The organism is Clavibacter sp. (assembly GCF_014802555.1).
Classification (GTDB): Bacteria; Actinomycetota; Actinomycetes; order Actinomycetales; family Microbacteriaceae; genus Clavibacter; species Clavibacter sepedonicus.
This window is the reverse complement of record NZ_JAAVCB010000071.1, coordinates 1-19095: the sequence shown is the minus strand read 5'-3', so window position 1 is coordinate 19095 and position 19095 is coordinate 1. Positions and strand designations below refer to the sequence as shown.

19 protein-coding genes are annotated in these 19095 nt (G+C 70.7%); 17 read left to right on the top strand and 2 right to left on the bottom strand.

The window, feature by feature from the left end; all coding sequences use genetic code 11:
• The 8 genes from HDR73_RS07985 to dnaE form a co-directional block, all read left to right on the top strand.
• On the top strand, nt 1-808 hold an 808-nt coding region (locus HDR73_RS07985), incomplete at its 5' end, for a cell division protein FtsQ/DivIB (protein WP_287136301.1).
• 137 nt (nt 809-945) lie between these two features.
• Nucleotides 946-2085 (top strand): cell division protein FtsZ, encoded by a 1140-nt coding sequence (gene ftsZ, locus HDR73_RS07980; RefSeq protein WP_012298754.1) that lies wholly within the window; start codon nt 946-948, stop codon nt 2083-2085.
• Nucleotides 2082-2813: a YggS family pyridoxal phosphate-dependent enzyme gene (locus tag HDR73_RS07975; protein ID WP_041464492.1), complete on the top strand. Its 732-nt coding sequence runs from the start codon at nt 2082-2084 to the stop codon at nt 2811-2813. Before ftsZ ends, HDR73_RS07975 begins: the two co-directional genes overlap by 4 nt.
• Before the next feature lie 48 nt (nt 2814-2861).
• Nucleotides 2862-3356 carry a cell division protein SepF gene (locus HDR73_RS07970; protein ID WP_041464928.1) on the top strand — a complete coding sequence of 165 codons (495 nt, stop codon included), beginning with the start codon at nt 2862-2864 and terminating at the stop codon, nt 3354-3356.
• A 67-nt stretch (nt 3357-3423) separates the two neighbouring features.
• Nucleotides 3424-3723 (top strand): YggT family protein, encoded by a 300-nt coding sequence (locus tag HDR73_RS07965; RefSeq protein WP_012298757.1) that lies wholly within the window; start codon nt 3424-3426, stop codon nt 3721-3723.
• A gap of 139 nt (nt 3724-3862) precedes the next feature.
• A complete protein-coding gene (locus HDR73_RS07960) occupies nt 3863-4513 on the top strand; it encodes a DivIVA domain-containing protein (RefSeq protein WP_041464493.1) in 651 nt (216 codons plus the stop codon).
• Nucleotides 4514-4654: 141 nt separating this feature from the next.
• Nucleotides 4655-5572 carry an RluA family pseudouridine synthase gene (locus tag HDR73_RS07955; protein ID WP_041464494.1) on the top strand — a complete coding sequence of 306 codons (918 nt, stop codon included), beginning with the start codon at nt 4655-4657 and terminating at the stop codon, nt 5570-5572.
• Nucleotides 5573-5699: 127 nt separating this feature from the next.
• Complete coding sequence (dnaE, locus tag HDR73_RS07950; protein WP_049791988.1) at nt 5700-9161, top strand: DNA polymerase III subunit alpha; 3462 nt, start codon at nt 5700-5702, stop codon at nt 9159-9161.
• 106 nt (nt 9162-9267) lie between these two features.
• Here the strand turns inward: dnaE and HDR73_RS07945 are convergent, their stop codons facing one another.
• On the bottom strand, nt 9268-9783 hold the full coding sequence (locus tag HDR73_RS07945; RefSeq protein WP_041464495.1) for a flavin reductase family protein: 516 nt from the start codon (nt 9781-9783) through the stop codon (nt 9268-9270).
• A gap of 61 nt (nt 9784-9844) precedes the next feature.
• Between HDR73_RS07945 and hisD the strand changes: the two genes are divergently transcribed.
• The 3 genes from hisD (at nt 9845) to HDR73_RS07930 (ending at nt 12738) form a co-directional block, all read left to right on the top strand.
• A complete protein-coding gene (hisD, locus tag HDR73_RS07940; protein ID WP_041464929.1) occupies nt 9845-11149 on the top strand; it encodes a histidinol dehydrogenase in 1305 nt (434 codons plus the stop codon).
• 17 nt (nt 11150-11166) lie between these two features.
• Nucleotides 11167-11640, top strand: a complete 474-nt coding sequence (gene nrdR / locus HDR73_RS07935) for a transcriptional regulator NrdR (protein WP_012298763.1) — start codon at nt 11167-11169, stop codon at nt 11638-11640.
• Nucleotides 11641-11703: 63 nt separating this feature from the next.
• Nucleotides 11704-12738 (top strand): quinone-dependent dihydroorotate dehydrogenase, encoded by a 1035-nt coding sequence (locus tag HDR73_RS07930; protein ID WP_041464496.1) that lies wholly within the window; start codon nt 11704-11706, stop codon nt 12736-12738.
• 30 nt (nt 12739-12768) lie between these two features.
• Here HDR73_RS07930 and HDR73_RS07925 read toward each other — a convergent pair whose 3' ends face one another.
• Nucleotides 12769-13362, bottom strand: a complete 594-nt coding sequence (locus HDR73_RS07925; protein ID WP_012298765.1) for a DUF3043 domain-containing protein — start codon at nt 13360-13362, stop codon at nt 12769-12771.
• Nucleotides 13363-13402: 40 nt separating this feature from the next.
• Between HDR73_RS07925 and HDR73_RS07920 the strand changes: the two genes are divergently transcribed.
• From HDR73_RS07920 to HDR73_RS07895, 6 genes are all read left to right on the top strand, one after another.
• Nucleotides 13403-14824 carry a dipeptidase gene (locus tag HDR73_RS07920; protein ID WP_012298766.1) on the top strand — a complete coding sequence of 474 codons (1422 nt, stop codon included), beginning with the start codon at nt 13403-13405 and terminating at the stop codon, nt 14822-14824.
• A gap of 135 nt (nt 14825-14959) precedes the next feature.
• Complete coding sequence (erpA, locus tag HDR73_RS07915) at nt 14960-15322, top strand: iron-sulfur cluster insertion protein ErpA (protein ID WP_012298767.1); 363 nt, start codon at nt 14960-14962, stop codon at nt 15320-15322.
• 124 nt (nt 15323-15446) lie between these two features.
• Nucleotides 15447-16358 carry an aa3-type cytochrome oxidase subunit II gene (gene ctaC, locus HDR73_RS07910; RefSeq protein ID WP_041464497.1) on the top strand — a complete coding sequence of 304 codons (912 nt, stop codon included), beginning with the start codon at nt 15447-15449 and terminating at the stop codon, nt 16356-16358.
• Nucleotides 16359-16370: 12 nt separating this feature from the next.
• On the top strand, nt 16371-18116 hold the full coding sequence (ctaD, locus tag HDR73_RS07905; RefSeq protein ID WP_210432987.1) for an aa3-type cytochrome oxidase subunit I: 1746 nt from the start codon (nt 16371-16373) through the stop codon (nt 18114-18116).
• A 1-nt stretch (nt 18117) separates the two neighbouring features.
• Nucleotides 18118-18534 (top strand): cytochrome c oxidase subunit 4, encoded by a 417-nt coding sequence (locus HDR73_RS07900; RefSeq protein ID WP_012298770.1) that lies wholly within the window; start codon nt 18118-18120, stop codon nt 18532-18534.
• Nucleotides 18535-18538: 4 nt separating this feature from the next.
• Nucleotides 18539-18976, top strand: a complete 438-nt coding sequence (locus HDR73_RS07895; protein WP_012298771.1) for a GNAT family N-acetyltransferase — start codon at nt 18539-18541, stop codon at nt 18974-18976.
• The last annotated feature ends 119 nt before the right edge of the window (nt 18977-19095 follow it).

Here is a 19095-nt window from a genome sequence, read left to right as displayed (position 1 = left end):
CCGGTCCCACCGCCCCGCCCGCCCCGCGAGCGCGGCCACCGGCGACGCGGAGGCGCGCCGCCAGCTGCGGCGAGCCCGTCGCGAGCGGCAGCGCTACGAGCGCCAGGAGGTGCGCCGCTTCACCCAGCGCACCCGTCGTCGCCGCGCCGGGCTCCTCGGCGCGCTCGGCGCCGTCCTCACCCTGGCGATCGTCGTCGGCATCGCCGTGTACTCGCCGCTGCTCGCCCTCCGCACCGTCGAGGTGGAGGGCGCCGACCGCGTCTCGCCGCAGAGCATCCAGGCGGCGCTCTCCGACCAGGTCGGCACGCCGCTCCCGCTCGTCGACCTCGACCGCGTCGGGGACGAGCTCCGCGCGTTCCCCCTCATCCGCAGCTACAGCACCGAGAGCCGCCCCCCGTCGACGCTCGTGATCCGCATCGTCGAGCGCACGCCCGTGGCCGTGATCCAGTCGGGCGCGGGCTTCGACCTCGTGGATCCCGCGGGCATCACGATCGAACGCGCCACGGCGCGCCCCGACGGCTACCCGCTCATCGACCTGCCGAGCGCGGACTTCTCGTCCCCTCGCTTCCAGGCCGCGGCCGCCGTGCTCGTGGCGCTGCCCGCGGACTTCCTGCCGCAGGTCGACAGCATCCAGGCGAACACGACCGACGACGTGATGCTCACCCTCCGCAGCGGCAAGAAGGTGCTGTGGGGGAGCGGCGAGCGCTCGGTCGACAAGGCGCAGGTGCTGCAGGCGCTCGTGAAGGCCCGCGGCGACGTGGGCTCCTACGACGTGTCGGCACCCGACGCGCCCGTCGCCGGACCCTGATCCCGACCGGCCTTCGCGACACGCGGCACGGGAGTCGTCTCCCCGACCCCGAGCCCCCTAACGTCGGGATCAGGAAATGCATACTGAGTAAACTCTAAGCCTCCACCGGAGGTCGAAGGTTCTAGCGGAGGCCCGTCGTGTCGAACAACCAGAACTACCTCGCCGTCATCAAGGTCGTCGGCATCGGCGGTGGCGGCGTGAACGCCGTGAACCGCATGATCGAGCTGGGTCTGCGGGGCGTGGAGTTCATCGCGATCAACACCGACGCGCAGGCGCTGCTCATGAGCGACGCCGACGTCAAGCTCGACGTCGGCCGCGAGATCACCCGCGGCCTCGGCGCGGGCGCCGACCCCGAGGTCGGCCGTCGCGCCGCCGAGGACCACGCGGAGGAGATCGAGGAGGCGCTGGCCGGCGCGGACATGGTCTTCGTCACCGCGGGCGAGGGCGGCGGCACCGGCACCGGCGGCGCGCCCGTCGTGGCCCGCATCGCGAAGTCGATCGGCGCGCTCACCATCGGCGTCGTCACGAAGCCGTTCGGCTTCGAGGGCAAGCGCCGCTCGGCGCAGGCCGAGCTCGGCGTGGCGACGCTGAAGAACGAGGTCGACACGCTCATCGTCGTCCCGAACGACCGCCTGCTGGAGATCAGCGACCGCGGCATCAGCATGCTCGAGGCTTTCGCGACCGCCGACCAGGTGCTCCTCGCGGGCGTCCAGGGCATCACCGACCTCATCACGACCCCCGGCCTCATCAACCTCGACTTCGCCGACGTCAAGTCGGTGATGCAGGGCGCCGGATCGGCCCTCATGGGCATCGGGTCGTCCCGCGGCGCCGACCGGTCCATCAAGGCCGCCGAGCTCGCGGTCGCGTCGCCGCTGCTCGAGGCGAGCATCGAGGGCGCGCACGGCGTGCTGCTCTCGATCCAGGGCGGATCCAACCTCGGCATCTTCGAGATCAACGACGCGGCCAAGCTCGTGCAGGAGGCCGTGCACCCCGAGGCCAACATCATCTTCGGCGCGGTCATCGACGACACCCTCGGCGACGAGGTGCGCGTCACCGTCATCGCCGCGGGCTTCGACGGCGGCGAGCCGGCCTCCAAGGTCGAGAACCGCCGCAGCGGCTTCGTCGCCGCGGGCGGAGGAGCGGTCGCCGCTCCCGAGGCCGTCGAGTCCGCGCCTGCCCGCCCGCACGCGGAGGCGCCCGTCGCGTCCGTCCCCGCGAGCGACCCGACGTTCGAGGACGACGGCGACGACCTGGACATCCCCGACTTCCTGAAGTGAGCGACGCCCCGCTGACCGGCGGCGCGCACGCGTCGGACGCCGACCCCGGCGAGGCCCACCCCGGCCTCGCCGAGCGGTGGGCGTCCGTGCAGGCGGACGTCGCCGACGGGATCCGCGCCGCGGGCCGCCGACCCGACGAGGTCACGACGATCGTCGTCACCAAGTTTCAGCCGGTCTCCCTCCTCCGCGCCCTCGTCGACCTCGGCGTCCGCGACCTCGGCGAGAGCCGCCACCAGGAGGCGCAGGGCAAGGCCGCGGAGCTCGAGGGCTCGGGTGTCGCCTGGCACTTCGTCGGCCAGCTCCAGGGCAAGAAGGCCAGGCAGGTGAGGCGCTACGCCTCGGTGATCCACTCCGTCGACCGCCCCTCCCTGATCGATGCCCTGTCCTCCGACGAGCAGGAGACGCGCGTGTTCCTGCAGGTCAACCTCACGGCCGACGAGGGGCGCGGCGGCGTCCCGCCCGCCGAGGCCGAGGCCCTCGCGGAGCACGCGGCGGCCGCCCCCGGCATCCGCGTCCTCGGCGTCATGGCGGTCGCCCCCGACGACGGCGAGCCCCGGCGCGCGTTCGCGCGCCTGCGCGGCATCTCCGACGACGTGCGCCGCATCCTGCCCGACGCGCGCGCCATCTCCGCCGGCATGTCCGGCGACCTCCGCGAGGCGCTCCTCGAGGGCGCGACACACCTTCGGATCGGTTCGGCAATCACGGGAAAGCGACCCGGCGGCCCTTAATGTCGACAGTGCGGTCCGGTTCGTCAGGCCGAAACGGAAAGAGGAATGATGGCCAACCCACTTCGCAAGACCATGGTGTACCTGGGACTCGCCGACGAGGAGCTCGACTACCAGCAGGGGCAGCAGCCCGCGCAGCAGCAGCAGTCGCCTGTGCAGGCCGTCCCGACGCCCGTCCCCGCTCCCCAGCAGCAGGCCAAGCGCGCACCCGTCACCCCCCTGCACAAGCCCTCGACCACCACAAGGAATGCGGCGCCGGCTGAAATGAACGAGATCCTCACCGTCCACCCCAAGGCCTACAAGGACGCGCAGGTCATCGCCGAGAACTTCCGCGAGGGCGTGCCGGTCATCATCAACCTCTCGCAGATGACGGACGACGACGCGCGCCGCCTCATCGACTTCGCCAGCGGCCTGTCCATCGGCCTCTACGGCAAGATCGAGCGCGTGACCGCCAAGGTCTTCCTCCTGTCGCCGTCGCACGTCGCCGTGTCCGGCGAGCAGTCGGCCACCGAGGCCGAGGTCGAGGCCTCCTTCTTCGGACGCTGATCCACCGCGCCCCCGAGATGGCGGGCGCCGACGGGACCTCCCATCGGCGCCCGCCATACTTCTGTCCGTGCTCATCGTCACCATCATCGCCACCGTCCTGTGGTTCGCCCTCCTGGCGTTCATCATCTGCATGTGGGGCCGGTTCGTCCTCGACCTGGTCCAGTCGCTGTCCCGGCAGTGGCGTCCGCGCGGTGCGATGCTCATCGTCGCCGAGGCCTCGTACACGGTCACGGATCCGCCCATCGGCCTCGTCCGCCGGCTCATCCCGCCGCTGCGCCTCGGCCCGGTCGCGCTCGACTTCGGCTGGATGATCACCATGCTCGTGGCGATCATCCTGTTCAACGTCGCCAGCGGCTTCATCCGCTGACCCACGGGCGCCGCGTCCGCTGATCCGCGCGCGGGTCCCCGGAGCGATGCGTTCCGCTGATAACGTTGGGTCGCACGTTGTCCCGAATCCCCGTCCGCACCTGCGGACCCCGCTCTACGCACAAAAGAGGTGGCAGGCCATGGCTCTCACTCCTGAAGACGTCGTCAACAAGCGTTTCCAGCCGACCAAGTTCCGCGAGGGATACGACCAGGACGAGGTCGACGACTTCCTCGACGAGGTGGTCGTCGAGCTGCGACGCCTCCACCAGGAGAACGAGGAGCTGCGCCAGCGCCTCGGCTCGGGCGACGCCGCCCCGGCCGCGACGACGGTCATCGACACCCCCGCGCCCGCCGCGGTCGAGCAGGCCCCCGTCGTCGTCGAGCCCGAGCCCACGCCGGAGCCCGAGCCGGCCCCGGTCGTCGCCCAGGCGCCCGCCGCTGCCCCCGCCGCGGACGAGGACGACGAGACCTCCAGCACCAGCAGCCTCCTCAAGCTCGCCCGCAAGCTCCACGAGGAGCACGTCCGCGAGGGCATCGAGAAGCGCGACGCGCTCGTCGCCGAGGCGCACGCCACCGCCGCGCGCATCGCCGCCGAGGCCGAGGCCGAGCAGCGCTCGAAGACCGCCATTTTGGAGAAGGAGCGCCAGGTCCTCGAGGGCCGCATCGACGAGCTCCGCACGTTCGAGCGCGAGTACCGCACGAAGCTCAAGGGCTACATCGAGGGCCAGCTCCGCGAGCTCGACTCCGCCGGTTCCACCGAGGCGCCCGCCACCGCCTCGTTCGGCAACTAGCACCGCACCACCCGCACGCCCGACGGCGGCGTGGGACTCAGGCTCCAGCGAGCCACGGGGTCCCGCGTCGCCGTCGTCGTTCGCGCAGCCACCGTCACCGCTGCACCGCCAGCACCGCATCGCACCGGAAGAGGTCACCCGATGGAGCACCGCACCATGCCCGTCCCCGACGGACTCGACGGGCAGCGCGTCGACGTGGGCCTCGCCCGGCTCCTCGGCTTCTCCCGCAGCTTCGCGGCCGAGGTCGCGGAGGCCGGCGGCGTCACGCAGGACGGGCGCGAGGCCGGCAAGTCCGACCGGCTCGTCGGCGGATCCATGCTCGCCGTCAGCTGGCAGCCGAGGCAGGAGCCGTCGGTCGTGCCGCTCGCGGTCCCCGACCTCGGCATCGTGCACGACGACGACGACATCGTCGTCGTCGACAAGCCCGTCGGCGTCGCGGCCCACCCGAGCGTCGGCTGGACCGGGCCCACCGTCCTCGGCGCGCTGGCCGCCGCCGGCTTCCGCCTGAGCACATCCGGCGCGGAGGAGCGGCAGGGCATCGTGCACCGGCTGGACGCGGGCACCAGCGGCCTGATGGTCGTGGCCAAGACCGAGCGCGCCTACACGGAGCTCAAGCGGCAGTTCCACGACCGCGAGGTCGAGAAGGTCTACCACGCGGTCGTGCAGGGTCATCCGGATCCGCTCGCGGGCACCATCGACGCGCCCATCGGCCGCCACCCCCGCAGCGACTGGAAGTTCGCGGTCACCGCCGACGGCAAGCCGTCCGTCACGCACTACGAGACGCTCGAGGCGTTCCGGCGCGCGGCGCTGCTCGAGGTGCACCTGGAGACGGGCCGCACCCACCAGATCCGCGTGCACATGGCCGCCCAGCGCCACCCCTGCGTGGGCGACGCGATGTACGGCGCCGACCCCACCATCTCGGCCCAGCTCGGCCTCCAGCGGCAGTGGCTGCACGCGATGCGGCTCGACATCACGCACCCCGCCACGGGCGATCGTGCGTCGTTCTCGAGCACCTACCCGGCCGACCTGCAGCACGCGCTGGACGTCCTGCAGGACTGACGCGCGACACGCCCGGAGCGCCTCCGGGAGCCTGCCTATGATTGCTGCACCGCCGACCGATCAGTAGAAGAGACCCGTGCCCCGCAACGACTCGTTCGTCCACCTCCACGTCCACAGCGAGTACTCCATGCTCGACGGGGCGGCCCGCGTCGGCCCGCTCGTGCAGGCAGCGGCCGAGCAGGGGATGCCGGCCGTCGCGATCACCGACCACGGCAACGTGTTCGGCGCGTTCGACTTCTGGAAGCAGGCGAAGGCCGCGGGCGTCAAGCCCATCATCGGCACCGAGGCGTACATCACACCGGGCACCCACCGCGGCGACCGCACCCGCATCCGGTGGGGCAATGGCGGCCAGGATGACGTCTCCGGATCCGGCGCGTACACGCACCTGACGATGCTCGCCGAGACGACCGAGGGCATGCACAACCTGTTCCGGCTCTCGTCGCGCGCCTCGCTCGAGGGCTACTACTTCAAGCCCCGCATGGACCGGGAGCTCCTCAGTACCTACGCCAAGGGCCTCATCGCCACCACCGGCTGCCCGTCCGGCGAGGTGCAGACGCGCCTCCGGCTCGGCCAGTACGACGAGGCCGTGAAGGCCGCCGCGGACTTCCGCGACATCTTCGGGGCCGAGAACTACTTCTGCGAGGTCATGGACCACGGGCTCGGCATCGAGCGCCGCATCATGACCGACCTCCACCGCCTGGCGAAGGACCTCGGCCTCCCGCTCGTCGCCACCAACGACCTGCACTACACGCACGAGCACGACGCGACGAGCCACGCGGCGCTCCTCTGCGTCCAGTCCGGCACGACGCTCGACGACCCCAACCGCTTCAAGTTCGACGCCGACGAGTTCTACCTGAAGACCGCGCAGCAGATGCGCCACCTCTTCCGCGACCACGAGGAGGCGTGCGACAACACGCTCCTCATCGCCGAGCGGTGCGACGTCCAGTTCAACGAGTCCGCCAACTACATGCCGCGCTACCCCGTGCCCGAGGGCGAGAGCGAGCAGACCTGGTTCGTCAAGGAGGTCGAGCGCGGCCTCGTCAGGCGCTACCCGCGCGGCTTCTCCGACGACGTGCGCAAGCGTGCCGACTACGAGGTCGGGGTCATCGCGCAGATGGGATTCCCGGGCTACTTCCTCGTCGTCGCGGACTTCATCAACTGGTCGAAGGAGAACGGGATCCGCGTGGGCCCCGGCCGCGGATCCGGCGCCGGCTCGATGGTCGCGTACGCCATGGGCATCACCGACCTCGACCCGCTGGAGCACGGCCTGCTGTTCGAGCGGTTCCTCAACCCCGACCGCGTCTCCATGCCCGACTTCGACGTCGACTTCGACGACCGTCGCCGCGGCGAGGTCATCCGCTACGTGACCGACAAGTACGGCGACGAGCGCGTGGCGCAGATCGTCACGTACGGCACCATCAAGGCGAAGCAGGCGCTGAAGGACTCGAGCCGCGTGCTCGGCTACCCGTTCTCCATGGGCGACAAGCTCACCAAGGCCATGCCGCCCGCGATCATGGGCAAGGACATCCCGCTGTCCGGCATCCTCGACACCGAGCACCCGCGCTACCGCGAGGCCGGCGACTTCCGCGAGGTGCTCGCGATGGACCCGGAGGCGCAGAAGGTCTTCGAGACCGCGCAGGGGATCGAGAACCTCAAGCGCCAGTGGGGCGTGCACGCGGCCGGCGTCATCATGTCGAGCGAGCCGCTCATCGACATCATCCCGATCATGAAGCGGGAGCAGGACGGCCAGATCGTCACGCAGTTCGACTACCCCGCGTGCGAGTCGCTCGGCCTCATCAAGATGGACTTCCTGGGGCTGCGCAACCTCACGATCATCGACGACGCGCTCAACAACATCGAGTCGAACCGCGGCGAGAAGCTCGTGCTCGAGGACCTGGGCCTCGACGACCAGGGGGCGTACGACCTGCTCGCCCGCGGCGACACCCTCGGCGTCTTCCAGCTCGACGGCGGTCCCATGCGCTCGCTCCTGCGCATGATGAAGCCCGACAACTTCGAGGACATCTCGGCCGTCATCGCGCTCTACCGCCCCGGCCCCATGGGCGCGAACTCGCACACGAACTACGCGCTGCGGAAGAACGGGCTGCAGGAGATCACCCCGATCCACCCGGAGCTCGAGGAGCCGCTGCGCGAGGTGCTCGGCACCACGCACGGCCTCATCGTGTACCAGGAGCAGGTCATGTCGGTGGCGCAGAAGCTCGCGGGCTTCACGCTCGCGCAGGCCGACCTCCTGCGGCGCGCGATGGGCAAGAAGAAGAAGTCCGAGCTCGACAAGCAGTTCGAGGGCTTCTCGCAGGGCATGAAGGACAACGGCTACTCGATGGCCGCGGTGAAGGCGCTCTGGGACATCCTGCTGCCGTTCTCCGACTACGCCTTCAACAAGGCGCACTCCGCGGCGTACGGCGTCGTCTCCTACTGGACCGCCTACCTCAAGGCCCATTACCCGGCCGAGTACATGGCGGCGCTGCTCACGAGCGTCGGCGACTCCAAGGACAAGATGGCGCTGTACCTCAACGAGTGCCGCCGCATGGGGATCAAGGTCCTCCCGCCGGACGTCAACGAGTCGATCGGCTTCTTCGCGGCGGCCGGGGCCGACATCCGCTTCGGGCTGGGCGCTGTGCGCAACGTCGGCGCGAACGTGGTCGAGGCGCTCCGCGGCGCCCGCACCGAGCAGGGCGCATTCGAGTCGTTCGACGACTTCCTCAAGAAGGTCCCGCTGCCGGTCGCCAACAAGCGGACGGTCGAGTCGCTCATCAAGGCCGGCGCGTTCGACTCGCTGGGCGACACCCGCCGGGCGCTGCTCGAGGTGCACGAGGGCATGATCGACGCCTCCGTCAGCGACAAGCGCGCGGCCATGAACGGGCAGGTCGGCTTCGACTTCGACAGCCTCTGGGACGAGCCGCAGCACGCGCGCAAGGTGCCCGAGCGGCCCGAGTGGGCGAAGCGCGACAAGCTCGCGTTCGAGCGCGAGATGCTCGGCCTCTACGTCTCCGACCACCCGCTCGCGGGGCTCGAGATCCCGCTGGCGAAGCTCGCCTCGACGGGCATCGCCGAGCTGCTGGCGACGGACGCGTCGATGGACGGGGAGACGGTCACGCTGGCCGGGCTCCTCACGAGCGTCCAGCACCGCACCGCGCGGAACTCGGGCAACCAGTACGGCATGGTGCAGCTCGAGGACTTCGGCGGCGAGATCACCTGCATGTTCATGGGCAAGGCGTACCAGGAGTTCGCGCCCGCCCTCCAGAGCGACACCGTCGTGGTGATCCGCGGCCGGGTCTCCACGCGCGACGACGGCATGAACATCCACGCGTTCTCGATGTTCCAGCCCGACCTCGGGCAGAGCCTCGGCTCCGGGCCCCTCCTCATCAGCCTCGCGGAGAACCGGGCGACCACGGAGACCGTCATGGGTCTCAACGACGTGCTCATCCGCCACTCGGGCGACACCGAGGTGCGGCTCCAGCTCGTGAAGGGCGACAGCGGGCGGGTGTTCGAGATCCCGTACCCGGTCACGGTGAGCGCGGACCTCTACGGCGAGCTCAAGTCGCTGCTCGGGCCGAACTGCCTGGGGTGATCCGCGGGCTCGGGTCCCCGGGCGCGGGCGCGCCGGACGCCGGAGCCAGGGAAGCCGGCGCCAGTGAGGCCGGCGCCAGACAAGCCTGCGCCAGACAAGCCGGCGTTCAGGCCTCGGCGCCCGGCCGCAGGTAGCGGCGCGCGTGGTACAGGAGCGGTTCGTCGTCCACGCCCGTGCCGCCGTCCTCGATCCGCACGATGACGACGATCGCGCCGTGCACGTGCACCCGCTCGACGATCCGGGCGACCAGGAGCGCCGTCCCGCCCGTCAGCACGGGCAGGCCGTGCGGACCGGGGGACCAGTGGTCTCCCGCGAACCGCTCGGCCGCCGGGCCGCTGAGCCGCTCCGCGAGGTGCCGGTCGCGCGCGCCGAGCACGTGGATCGCGACGTGGTCGGCCGCGGTGATGGCGGCGGCGCTCGACGCCGTGCGCGCGAGGCTGAAGCTGGCGAGCGGCGGATCCGCCGACACGGAGGCGAGCGACGTCGCCGTGAACCCGACGGGGGAGCCGTGCGCGTCGTGCGTCGTGACGACCGCGACGCCCGCGGCATGGCGCCGGAACGCAGCTCGGAAGGCGGCGAGGCCGTCGGCCTCGGCGAGCGTGGTGGCGGGGTGCGCGTCCATGCCTGGAGACGCTAGCCGCCGGATCCGCCCGGCGCCCGCTCGGTAGACTTCCGGAGTCATGATGCGCATCCAGGACCTCCGCGGCACCACGCCCAGCACCGCCGATCTGCTCGACCTCCTCCCGCGTCCGGTCACGGACGTCGCCGTCGCGCTCGACGTGGCGCGCGAGCTCGTCGAGGACGTGCGCACGCGGGGGAGCGCCGCCCTGCTCGACCAGGCGGAGCGGCTCGACCGGGTCCGCCCGGAGTCCCTGCGGGTCCCCGCCGAGGCCATCGCCGACGCGGTCGAAGGCCTCGACCCGGCCGTCCGCGCCGCCCTCGAGGAGGCGATCCGCCGCGTGCGCGTCGGCTCCGCGGCGCAGGTCCCGCCCGAGACGACCACCACGGTCGTGCGCGGCGGCACCATCGTCCAGCGCTGGCAGCCCGTCCGCCGCGTGGGCCTCTACGTGCCGGGCGGCAAGGCCGTCTACCCGTCGAGCGTCGTGATGAACGTCGTCGCCGCGCAGGTCGCGGGAGTGGCCAGCATCGCGCTCGCGTCGCCTGCGCAGGCCGCGCACGGCGGATCGGTGCACCCCGTCATCCTCGGCGCTGCCGGCCTCCTCGGCGTCGACGAGGTCTACGCGATGGGCGGCGCGGGGGCCATCGGCGCGTTCGCGCACGGCGTGCCGGACCTCGGCCTCGAGCCGGTCGACGTCGTCACCGGGCCCGGCAACATCTACGTCGCCGCGGCGAAGCGCGTCGTCCGCGGCGTGACGGGCATCGACTCCGAGGCGGGCACGACCGAGATCCTCGTGATCGCCGACGCGCACGCCGACGCCCGCCTCGTGGCCGCCGACCTCGTCAGCCAGGCCGAGCACGACGAGATGGCGGCGTCCGTCCTCGTCACCGACTCGCCCGAGCTCGCGCGCGCGGTCGACGCCGAGGTGGAGGCGCTGGCCGCGACCACGGAGCACGCGGCCCGCGTCGGCCAGGCGCTCACCGGACCGCAGTCGGCCATCCTCGTGGTCGACGACCTCGCGACGGCGGCCCGCTACAGCGACGCGTACGGCCCCGAGCACCTCTCCGTCCAGACGGCCGACCCCGACGCCCTCCTCGCGCACCTGCACAGTGCCGGCGCGATCTTCCTCGGGCCGCACTCGCCCGTGAGCCTCGGCGACTACCTCGCCGGGTCGAACCACGTGCTCCCCACGGGCGGCCAGGCCCGCTTCGGCTCCGGCCTCGGCGCGTACACGTTCCTCCGCCCGCAGCAGGTCGTGCGCTACGACGCCGACGCGCTGCGCGACGCCGAGCCGATGATCGTCGCGCTCAGCCGGGCCGAGGACCTGCCCGCGCACGGCGACGCGGTGACCGCGCGCCTGACACGCTGACGTATCCTGGCCACACGATGTTCTGCCCCTTCTGCCGCCACCCCGACTCCCGCGTCGTCGACTCCCGCACGAGCGACGACGGCCTGTCGATCCGCCGGCGCCGGCAGTGCCCGGAGTGCGGCCGCCGCTTCAGCACCACCGAGACCGCGAGCCTCAGCGTGATCAAGCGCAACGGCGTCGTCGAGCCCTTCAGCCGGGAGAAGATCGTCACGGGCGTCCGAAAGGCCTGCCAGGGGCGTCCCGTCACCGACACGGATCTCGCGGTCCTCGCGCAGCGCGTCGAGGAGGCGATCCGGGCCACCGGCGCGTCGCAGATCGAGGCGAACGACATCGGCCTGTCGATCCTCCCGCCGCTCCGCGAGCTCGACGAGGTCGCGTACCTCCGCTTCGCCAGCGTGTACCAGGGCTTCGACTCGCTCGACGACTTCGAGGCCGCCATCGCGCAGCTCCGCGTCGCGCACGCCGCGACGCCCGACGCCGACGCGCTCTGACCCGCCGCGGGACGTCCGTCCGTCCTGCAGGACGGCGCCTTCGCAGGCGCTAGCCTGGTGCCGATGTATCCCCTCCTCTTCCGCACGGTCCTGTCGCGCATGGACCCGGAGGACGCCCACCACCTCGCGTCCACGGCCATCTCCCTCCTCCCGCCGTCCGGCCTCGGCTGGATCGCCCGGCGGCTGACGGCACCCGATCCGTCGCTCGCGGTCGACACCCTCGGCCTCCGCTTCCCGTCCCCGTTCGGCGTCGCCGCCGGCTTCGACAAGGACGCGCGGGCCGTCCTCGGCCTCGGCCAGCTCGGCTTCGGCCACGTGGAGGTCGGCACGGTCACCGCCGAGGCGCAGCCGGGCAACCCGCGACCTCGCCTGTTCCGCCTGATCGAGGATCGCGCCGTCATCAACCGCATGGGCTTCAACAACGGGGGAGCCGCGGCCCTCGCCGACCGGCTCCGTCGCCTGCGGACCCGTCGGGACCGGCCCGTGATCGGCGTCAACATCGGCAAGACCCGGGTGGTCGCGGTCGAGGACGCCGTGGCCGACTACGTGCGGACGACCCGCCTGGTCGCCCCCGTGGCCGACTACCTCGCGGTCAACGTCAGCTCGCCCAACACGCCGGGTCTCCGCGGCCTGCAGGAGATCGACCTGCTGCGACCGCTGCTCACGAGCATCCGCGACGCGGCGGACGGTGTGCCCGTCCTCGTCAAGATCGCGCCCGACCTGCAGGACGCGGAGGTGGAGCGGATCGCCGAGCTCGCGACGGAGCTGGGCCTCGCGGGCGTGATCGCCACGAACACCACGCTGTCCCGCGCTGATCTGCGCACCGACGCCGCGGTCGTCGAGGCCGCCGGCGCGGGCGGGCTGTCCGGTGCGCCGCTGGCCCCGCGCGCGCTCGAGGTGCTCCGGATCCTGCGCCGGGTGCTGCCCTCCGACGCGTGCATCATCTCCGTCGGCGGAGTCGACACCGCCGACGACGTGCAGTCGCGTCTCGATGCGGGCGCGACGCTCGTGCAGGGCTACACGGCATTCCTCTACCGCGGCCCGCTCTGGGCACGGTCGATCAACGCCGGTCTCGCCCGGATCCGTCGCCCGCGCTGAAGCGCGCGCACCGCCGGTGCGTGTAGGCGATCAGCTGAAGGTGACCTTCTCACGCCGCTTCACCTGCGGCTTGGGCAGGCGCATCGGGCGCATCTGGATGGTGCGCATGCCCGTGTACCAGCGGATCCCGCGCTCGACCCGGTCGGCGCCGACGCGCGCGGTGATGGCGGCCCGCACGCGGCGCCCGGTGAGGTACGCGTCGATGATCGCCGCGATGACGAACACGTAGATCGACAGCAGCGGGATGGCCGAGAGGCTCGGCACGACGAAGGTCAGCACCACGACGACGCCCATCACGGGCAGCAGGAACTCGCCTACGCTCCAGCGCGCGTCCACGATGTCGCGGGCGTAGCGCTTCTGCGGGCCCTTGTCGCGGACGGGCAGGTAGCGCTCGTCGCCGGCGGCCATCCCGGCGTTGGCCCGGGCGCGAGCCTCGCGCGCCTTCTCCTTCGCCTGCTGCGCCGCCAGCTTGCGATCCTGCGGCACGAGCGGGCGGAGGTTCGCGGCCTCGCGCTCCCGACGGGTCGGGGTGGGGCCCTTCTTCCCGTCGGCCGTGCGACCGTCGACGGCCGCCGTGGCGCTCGTCTCGGAGGGGGTCTCTGCGGGGGTCTGCTGCTTCGCCACGTCTCTCGTCCTTGCCTGGAGTGAATCTAAGATTACCTGCATGACGCCTCCCGACACCTCCGCAGACGCCGTGACCGCACCGGACCAGGAGGTCGTCGACCGGCTCGCCGCCGCCGTCGCGGGCGGGCTGCCCACCACGATCGCCGACCTCTCGGCGCTCGTGCGCATCCCCTCCGTGTCCTGGCCGGCCTTCGATCCCACGCATGTCGTCGCCAGCGCCGATGCCGTCGCCGGCCTCCTCGCCGGGCTCGGCGTCTTCGACGACGTCTCCGTCCACCGGGCGACGACCCCCTCGGGCGACGCGGGCCAGCCCGCGGTGCTCGCGACGCGCGCCGCACGGAACGGCAAGCCCACCGTCCTCCTCTACGCGCACCACGACGTGCAGCCCCCCGGAGCGGACGAGCATTGGGAGACCCTGCCCTTCGAGCCCACCCTGCGCGGCGACCGCCTGCACGGGCGGGGCGCGTCCGACGACAAGGCCGGCATCATGACGCACGTCGCGGCCATCCGCGCGCTCGTCGAGGCGGAGGGCGACGACCTCGACCTCGGCCTCGCCGTCTTCATCGAGGGGGAGGAGGAAGCGGGATCCCGCTCCTTCTCCGACTTCCTCGCGACGCACCACGATGCCCTGGCCGCGGACGTCATCGTCGTCGCCGACAGCGACAACTGGGATGTGGACACCCCCTCCATCACCATCGCCCTCCGCGGCAACGTCACGTTCCGCCTCACGGTGCGCACGCTCGACCTCGCCTCGCACTCGGGCATGTTCGGCGGCGCCGTTCCCGACGCGATGATGGCGGCCGTCCGCCTCCTCGACTCGCTCTGGGACGCCGACGGCTCCGTCGCCGTCGCGGGTCTCGCCTCCACGGAGATGGCGACGCCCGCCTACGACGACGCCCGCCTGGCCGAGGAGGCGGCGCTCCTGCCCGGCGTCTCGCCGATCGGCACCGGCCCGATCCTCACGCGCCTGTGGGCGCAGCCCGCCATCACGGTCACGGGCATCGACGCCCCGTCGGTCGCCAACGCGAGCAACACGCTCCTCCCCGAGGTGTCGGTCCGCATCAGCGCGCGGATCGCCCCGGGGCAGACGGCCGCGGACGCGTACCGCGCCCTCGAGGCGCACGTCGAGGCGCACCGTCCCTTCGGCGCGCATGTGGAGATCAGCGACGTCGACCAGGGCGATCCCTTCCTCGTCGACACGACCGGCTGGGCGATGGCCGAGGCCACGGCGGCGATGACCGCCGGCTGGGGCCGCGCGCCCGTCCAGGCCGGGATCGGCGGATCCATCCCGTTCATCGCCGACCTCGTGCAGGCCTTCCCCTCCGCGCAGATCCTCGTCACCGGCGTGGAGGACCCCGACACCCGCGCGCACAGCCCGAACGAGTCGCAGCACCTCGGCGTGCTCAAGCGGGCGATCCTCAGCGAGGCCGTGCTGCTCTCGCGCATCGCCCGCCGCGGCTGACGGTCGCGGACAGCCCCGCCGGACGCAGGACGGATCGGGCAGGCCGGCGGGAACACCCGGGTGACTCCCGTGGTTGCACGACGTAGACTCCACCGGAGTCGCCCGACCGCATACGCCACCACCCGAGGAGTGCTCATGACCGACACCACGCTGACCGAGACCGCCGAGGCGGCCCACCGCGTCGGACTCACGGACACCGCGGCGAGCAAGGTCAAGAGCCTGCTCCAGCAGGAGGGCCGCGAGGACCTCCGCCTCCGCGTCGCCGTCCAGCCCGGCGGCTGCTCCGGCCTCATCTACCAGCTTTACTTCGACGAGCGCGAGCTCGACGGCGACGCCACGGTCGACTTCGACGGCGTCGAGGTCATCGTCGACAAGATGAGCGTGCCGTACCTCGACGGCGCCACGATCGACTTCGAGGACACCATCCAGAAGCAGGGCTTCACCATCGACAACCCGAACGCGGGCGGCTCGTGCGCCTGCGGTGACTCGTTCCACTGACACACGGAACGGTAAGCGGATCTGAGCCCGGAAACCCGGGCCTCGGGCAGGGAGTCGTCCATCGGGCGGCTCCCTGTCGCGTAATGTGGAACCCGTCACATCCGGTTCTTCGAAGGGTCTGCACGTGCGCTTCACTCGCCGTCAACGTTGGCTGACGATCCCCGTCGCCCTGGGCATCTCGATACTCCTCGCGGGGTGCACGCAGCAGCAGCTCCAGGGCTTCCTGCCGACGGAGCCGGGCACGACCAACCACGTCGACTCGGTCATCGGCCTCTGGGTCACCGCCTGGATCGTCCTCCTCGCCGTGGGAGTCCTCACCTGGGGCCTCACCATCTGGGCCGCGGTCGTGTACCGCCGCCGCAAGGGCCAGACGGGCCTTCCCGTGCAGATGCGCTACAACATGCCGATCGAGATCTTCTACACGATCGTGCCGCTGATCCTCGTCCTCGGCTTCTTCGCCTTCACGGCCAAGGACCAGGCCGCCATCGAGGCGCGGTTCGACAAGCCCGAGGTCAAGGTCCAGGTCTTCGGCAAGCAGTGGGCCTGGGACTTCAACTACCTCGGCGGCGAGACCGAGGCGGGCCAGCCCATCGAGGGCGGCGCGTACGAGCAGGGCGTCCAGGCCGTCGACGACCCCAACGGCCCGCAGGGCTCCATCGACAAGGACAAGCTCCCCACGCTCTACCTGCCGGTCAACACCAAGGTCGAGCTCGAGCTCAACACGCGTGACACGCTGCACTCCTTCTGGGTGGTGGACTTCCTCTACAAGAAGGACCTCATCTCCGGCAAGACGAACTACATGACGTTCATCCCGGAGAAGGAGGGGACGTACATGGGCAAGTGCGCCGAGCTCTGCGGCGAGTACCACTCCCTCATGCTGTTCCAGGTCAAGGTCGTCTCCGTCGACGAGTACAACGCCTACATCGAGAAGCAGAAGGCGGCCGGGTTCGCGGGAGACCTCGGCAAGGACTACGACCGCCTGCAGAACCTCCCCGGCACCGACGTGCCGGCCACCACCGAGTCGGCCGAGAAGTAGGGCGCACACACCGTGACATCGACACTCAACCGTCCCACCGCGATCCCCGCGGGTCAGGCGAAGGTCCTCCAGGACTCCGGCAAGGCCGAACGGCGTGGCAACGTCGTCGTCAACTGGATCACGTCCACTGACCACAAGACCATCGGGTACCTCTACCTGATCACGTCGTTCCTCTACTTCTGCCTCGGCGGCGTGATGGCGCTCGTCATCCGCGCCCAGCTCTTCGAGCCGGGCCTGCACGTGGTGGAGACCAAGGAGCAGTACAACCAGCTCTTCACGATGCACGGCACGATCATGCTGCTGATGTTCGCGACGCCGCTGTTCGCCGGCTTCGCCAACGTGCTCATGCCGCTGCAGATCGGTGCTCCCGACGTCGCGTTCCCGCGTCTCAACGCGTTCGCGTACTGGCTGTTCAACTTCGGATCCCTCATCGCGGTCGCCGGATTCCTCACGCCCGCTGGTGCGGCCTCCTTCGGATGGTTTGCCTACGCGCCCCTGTCGAGCACGACGTTCTCGCCAGGGTTGGGAGGCAATCTCTGGGTGATGGGCCTGGCGCTCAGCGGTTTCGGCACCATCCTCGGCGCGGTCAACTTCGTGACGACGATCATCACGATGCGCGCCCCCGGCATGACCATGTTCCGCATGCCGATCTTCACGTGGAACATCCTCGTGACGTCGATCCTCGTGCTGATGGCGTTCCCGGTCCTGGCCGCCGCGCTCTTCGGACTCGGCGCCGACCGCATCTTCGACGCGCACATCTACGACCCGGCAAACGGCGGTGCCATCCTGTGGCAGCACCTCTTCTGGTTTTTCGGGCACCCCGAGGTCTACATCATCGCGCTGCCGTTCTTCGGCATCGTGTCGGAGGTCTTCCCGGTCTTCAGCCGCAAGCCGATCTTCGGGTACAAGACGCTCGTGTACGCGACCATCTCCATCGCGGCCCTGTCGGTCACGGTGTGGGCGCACCACATGTACGTCACCGGATCCGTCCTGCTGCCGTTCTTCTCGCTCATGACCATGCTCATCGCGGTCCCGACCGGCGTGAAGATCTTCAACTGGATCGGCACCATGTGGCGCGGATCGGTGACGTTCGAGACGCCCATGCTCTGGGCCATCGGCTTCCTCATCACGTTCACGTTCGGCGGCCTCACGGGCGTCATCCTGGCGTCGCCCCCGCTCGACTTCCACGTGTCCGACACATACTTCGTCGTGGCGCACTTCCACTACGTGGTCTTCGGCACCGTCGTGTTCGCCATGTTCTCCGGCTTCTACTTCTGGTGGCCCAAGTGGACGGGCACGATGCTCAACGAGCGCCTCGGCAAGGTCCACTTCTGGCTCCTGTTCATCGGCTTCCACACGACGTTCCTCATCCAGCACTGGCTGGGCGTCATGGGCATGCCGCGTCGGTATGCGACGTACCAGCCCGAGGACGACTTCACGTGGATGAACCAGCTGTCCACGATCGGCGCCGGCATCCTCGCTCTGTCGATGATCCCGTTCTTCCTGAACGTCTGGATCACCGCCCGCACAGCGCCGCGCGTCACGGTCAACGACCCGTGGGGCTACGGCCGCTCGCTCGAGTGGGCCACGTCCTGCCCGCCGCCGCGGCACAACTTCACGTCCATCCCGCGGATCCGATCGGAGGCCCCAGCCTTCGACCTCAACCACCCCGAGGCGGGCATCCCCGTGGGAATCGGTCCGGCGAAGGACGCTCCCGATGCCGCGACCTACGACATCTCCAGCGACAAGGTGAAGTGACGTGCGCGCCAATAGGAACCTCTTCTACGTCCTCGCGGTCTTCTTCGCCATCGCGGCGGCCGCATACACGATCTGGCACCTGATCGACCAGAACACGGTCGAGTGGGTCGGGACTCTGGCCATCGCCCTGTCGGGTGTCCTCGCGGCATTCATCGGCTTCTTCGTGGCTCGCCTCTACGCGGCGCAGAACGGCGAGCTCCCGGAGGACCGCAGCGACGCCAACGTTGACGACGGCGACCCGGAGCTCGGCTTCTTCAGCCCGTGGAGCTGGTGGCCCGTGATCCTCGCGGCCGGTGCCGCGTCGGTGTTCCTCGGCCTCGCCGTCGGCATCTGGATCGCGATCATCGGCGGTGGTCTCGCGATCATCGCGCTCGTGGGGTGGACCTACGAGTACTACCGCGGCTACTTCGCGCGCTGATCCCATGGTCGACATCCGGCACGCGCAGGCATCCGACGGGGACGCGGTCTTCGCCCTGTGCCAGCAGCTCGACATGATCAACGCTCCGGCGACCCGGGATGACTTCGACGTCACCTTCTCCCACATCCTGCGCGCGAACAAGGACGTCGGCCGCGACGTCCTGCTCGTCGCAGAGGAGGCGGGCACCGTCGTCGGGTATGCGTACCTCGTCGTGAGCCGCCTCCTCTACGCGGGCGGGCTCAGTGCACACCTCGAGGAGCTCGTCGTCGACAAAGATGCGCGGAGCGGCGGCACGGGCTCTGCGCTCGTGCGGGCGGTCGAGCGGCTCTGCGGTGACCGCGGCGTCGGACAGATCACCATGAGCACTCGACGTGCCGGGGAGTTCTACAAGAGGCTGGGCTACGAGCGCACGGCGGAGTTCTACAAGAAGCTCCTGCGCTAGGTGTAGTTCCTCGGGAGGTTGTGAACGCTGGGGCGGATAGCGAAGACCTCCGGGACGATGTGAGTTACCAAGCACACGTCATCACCGGAGGTCTTCGTGACTCACGCTAATGCCCCGTT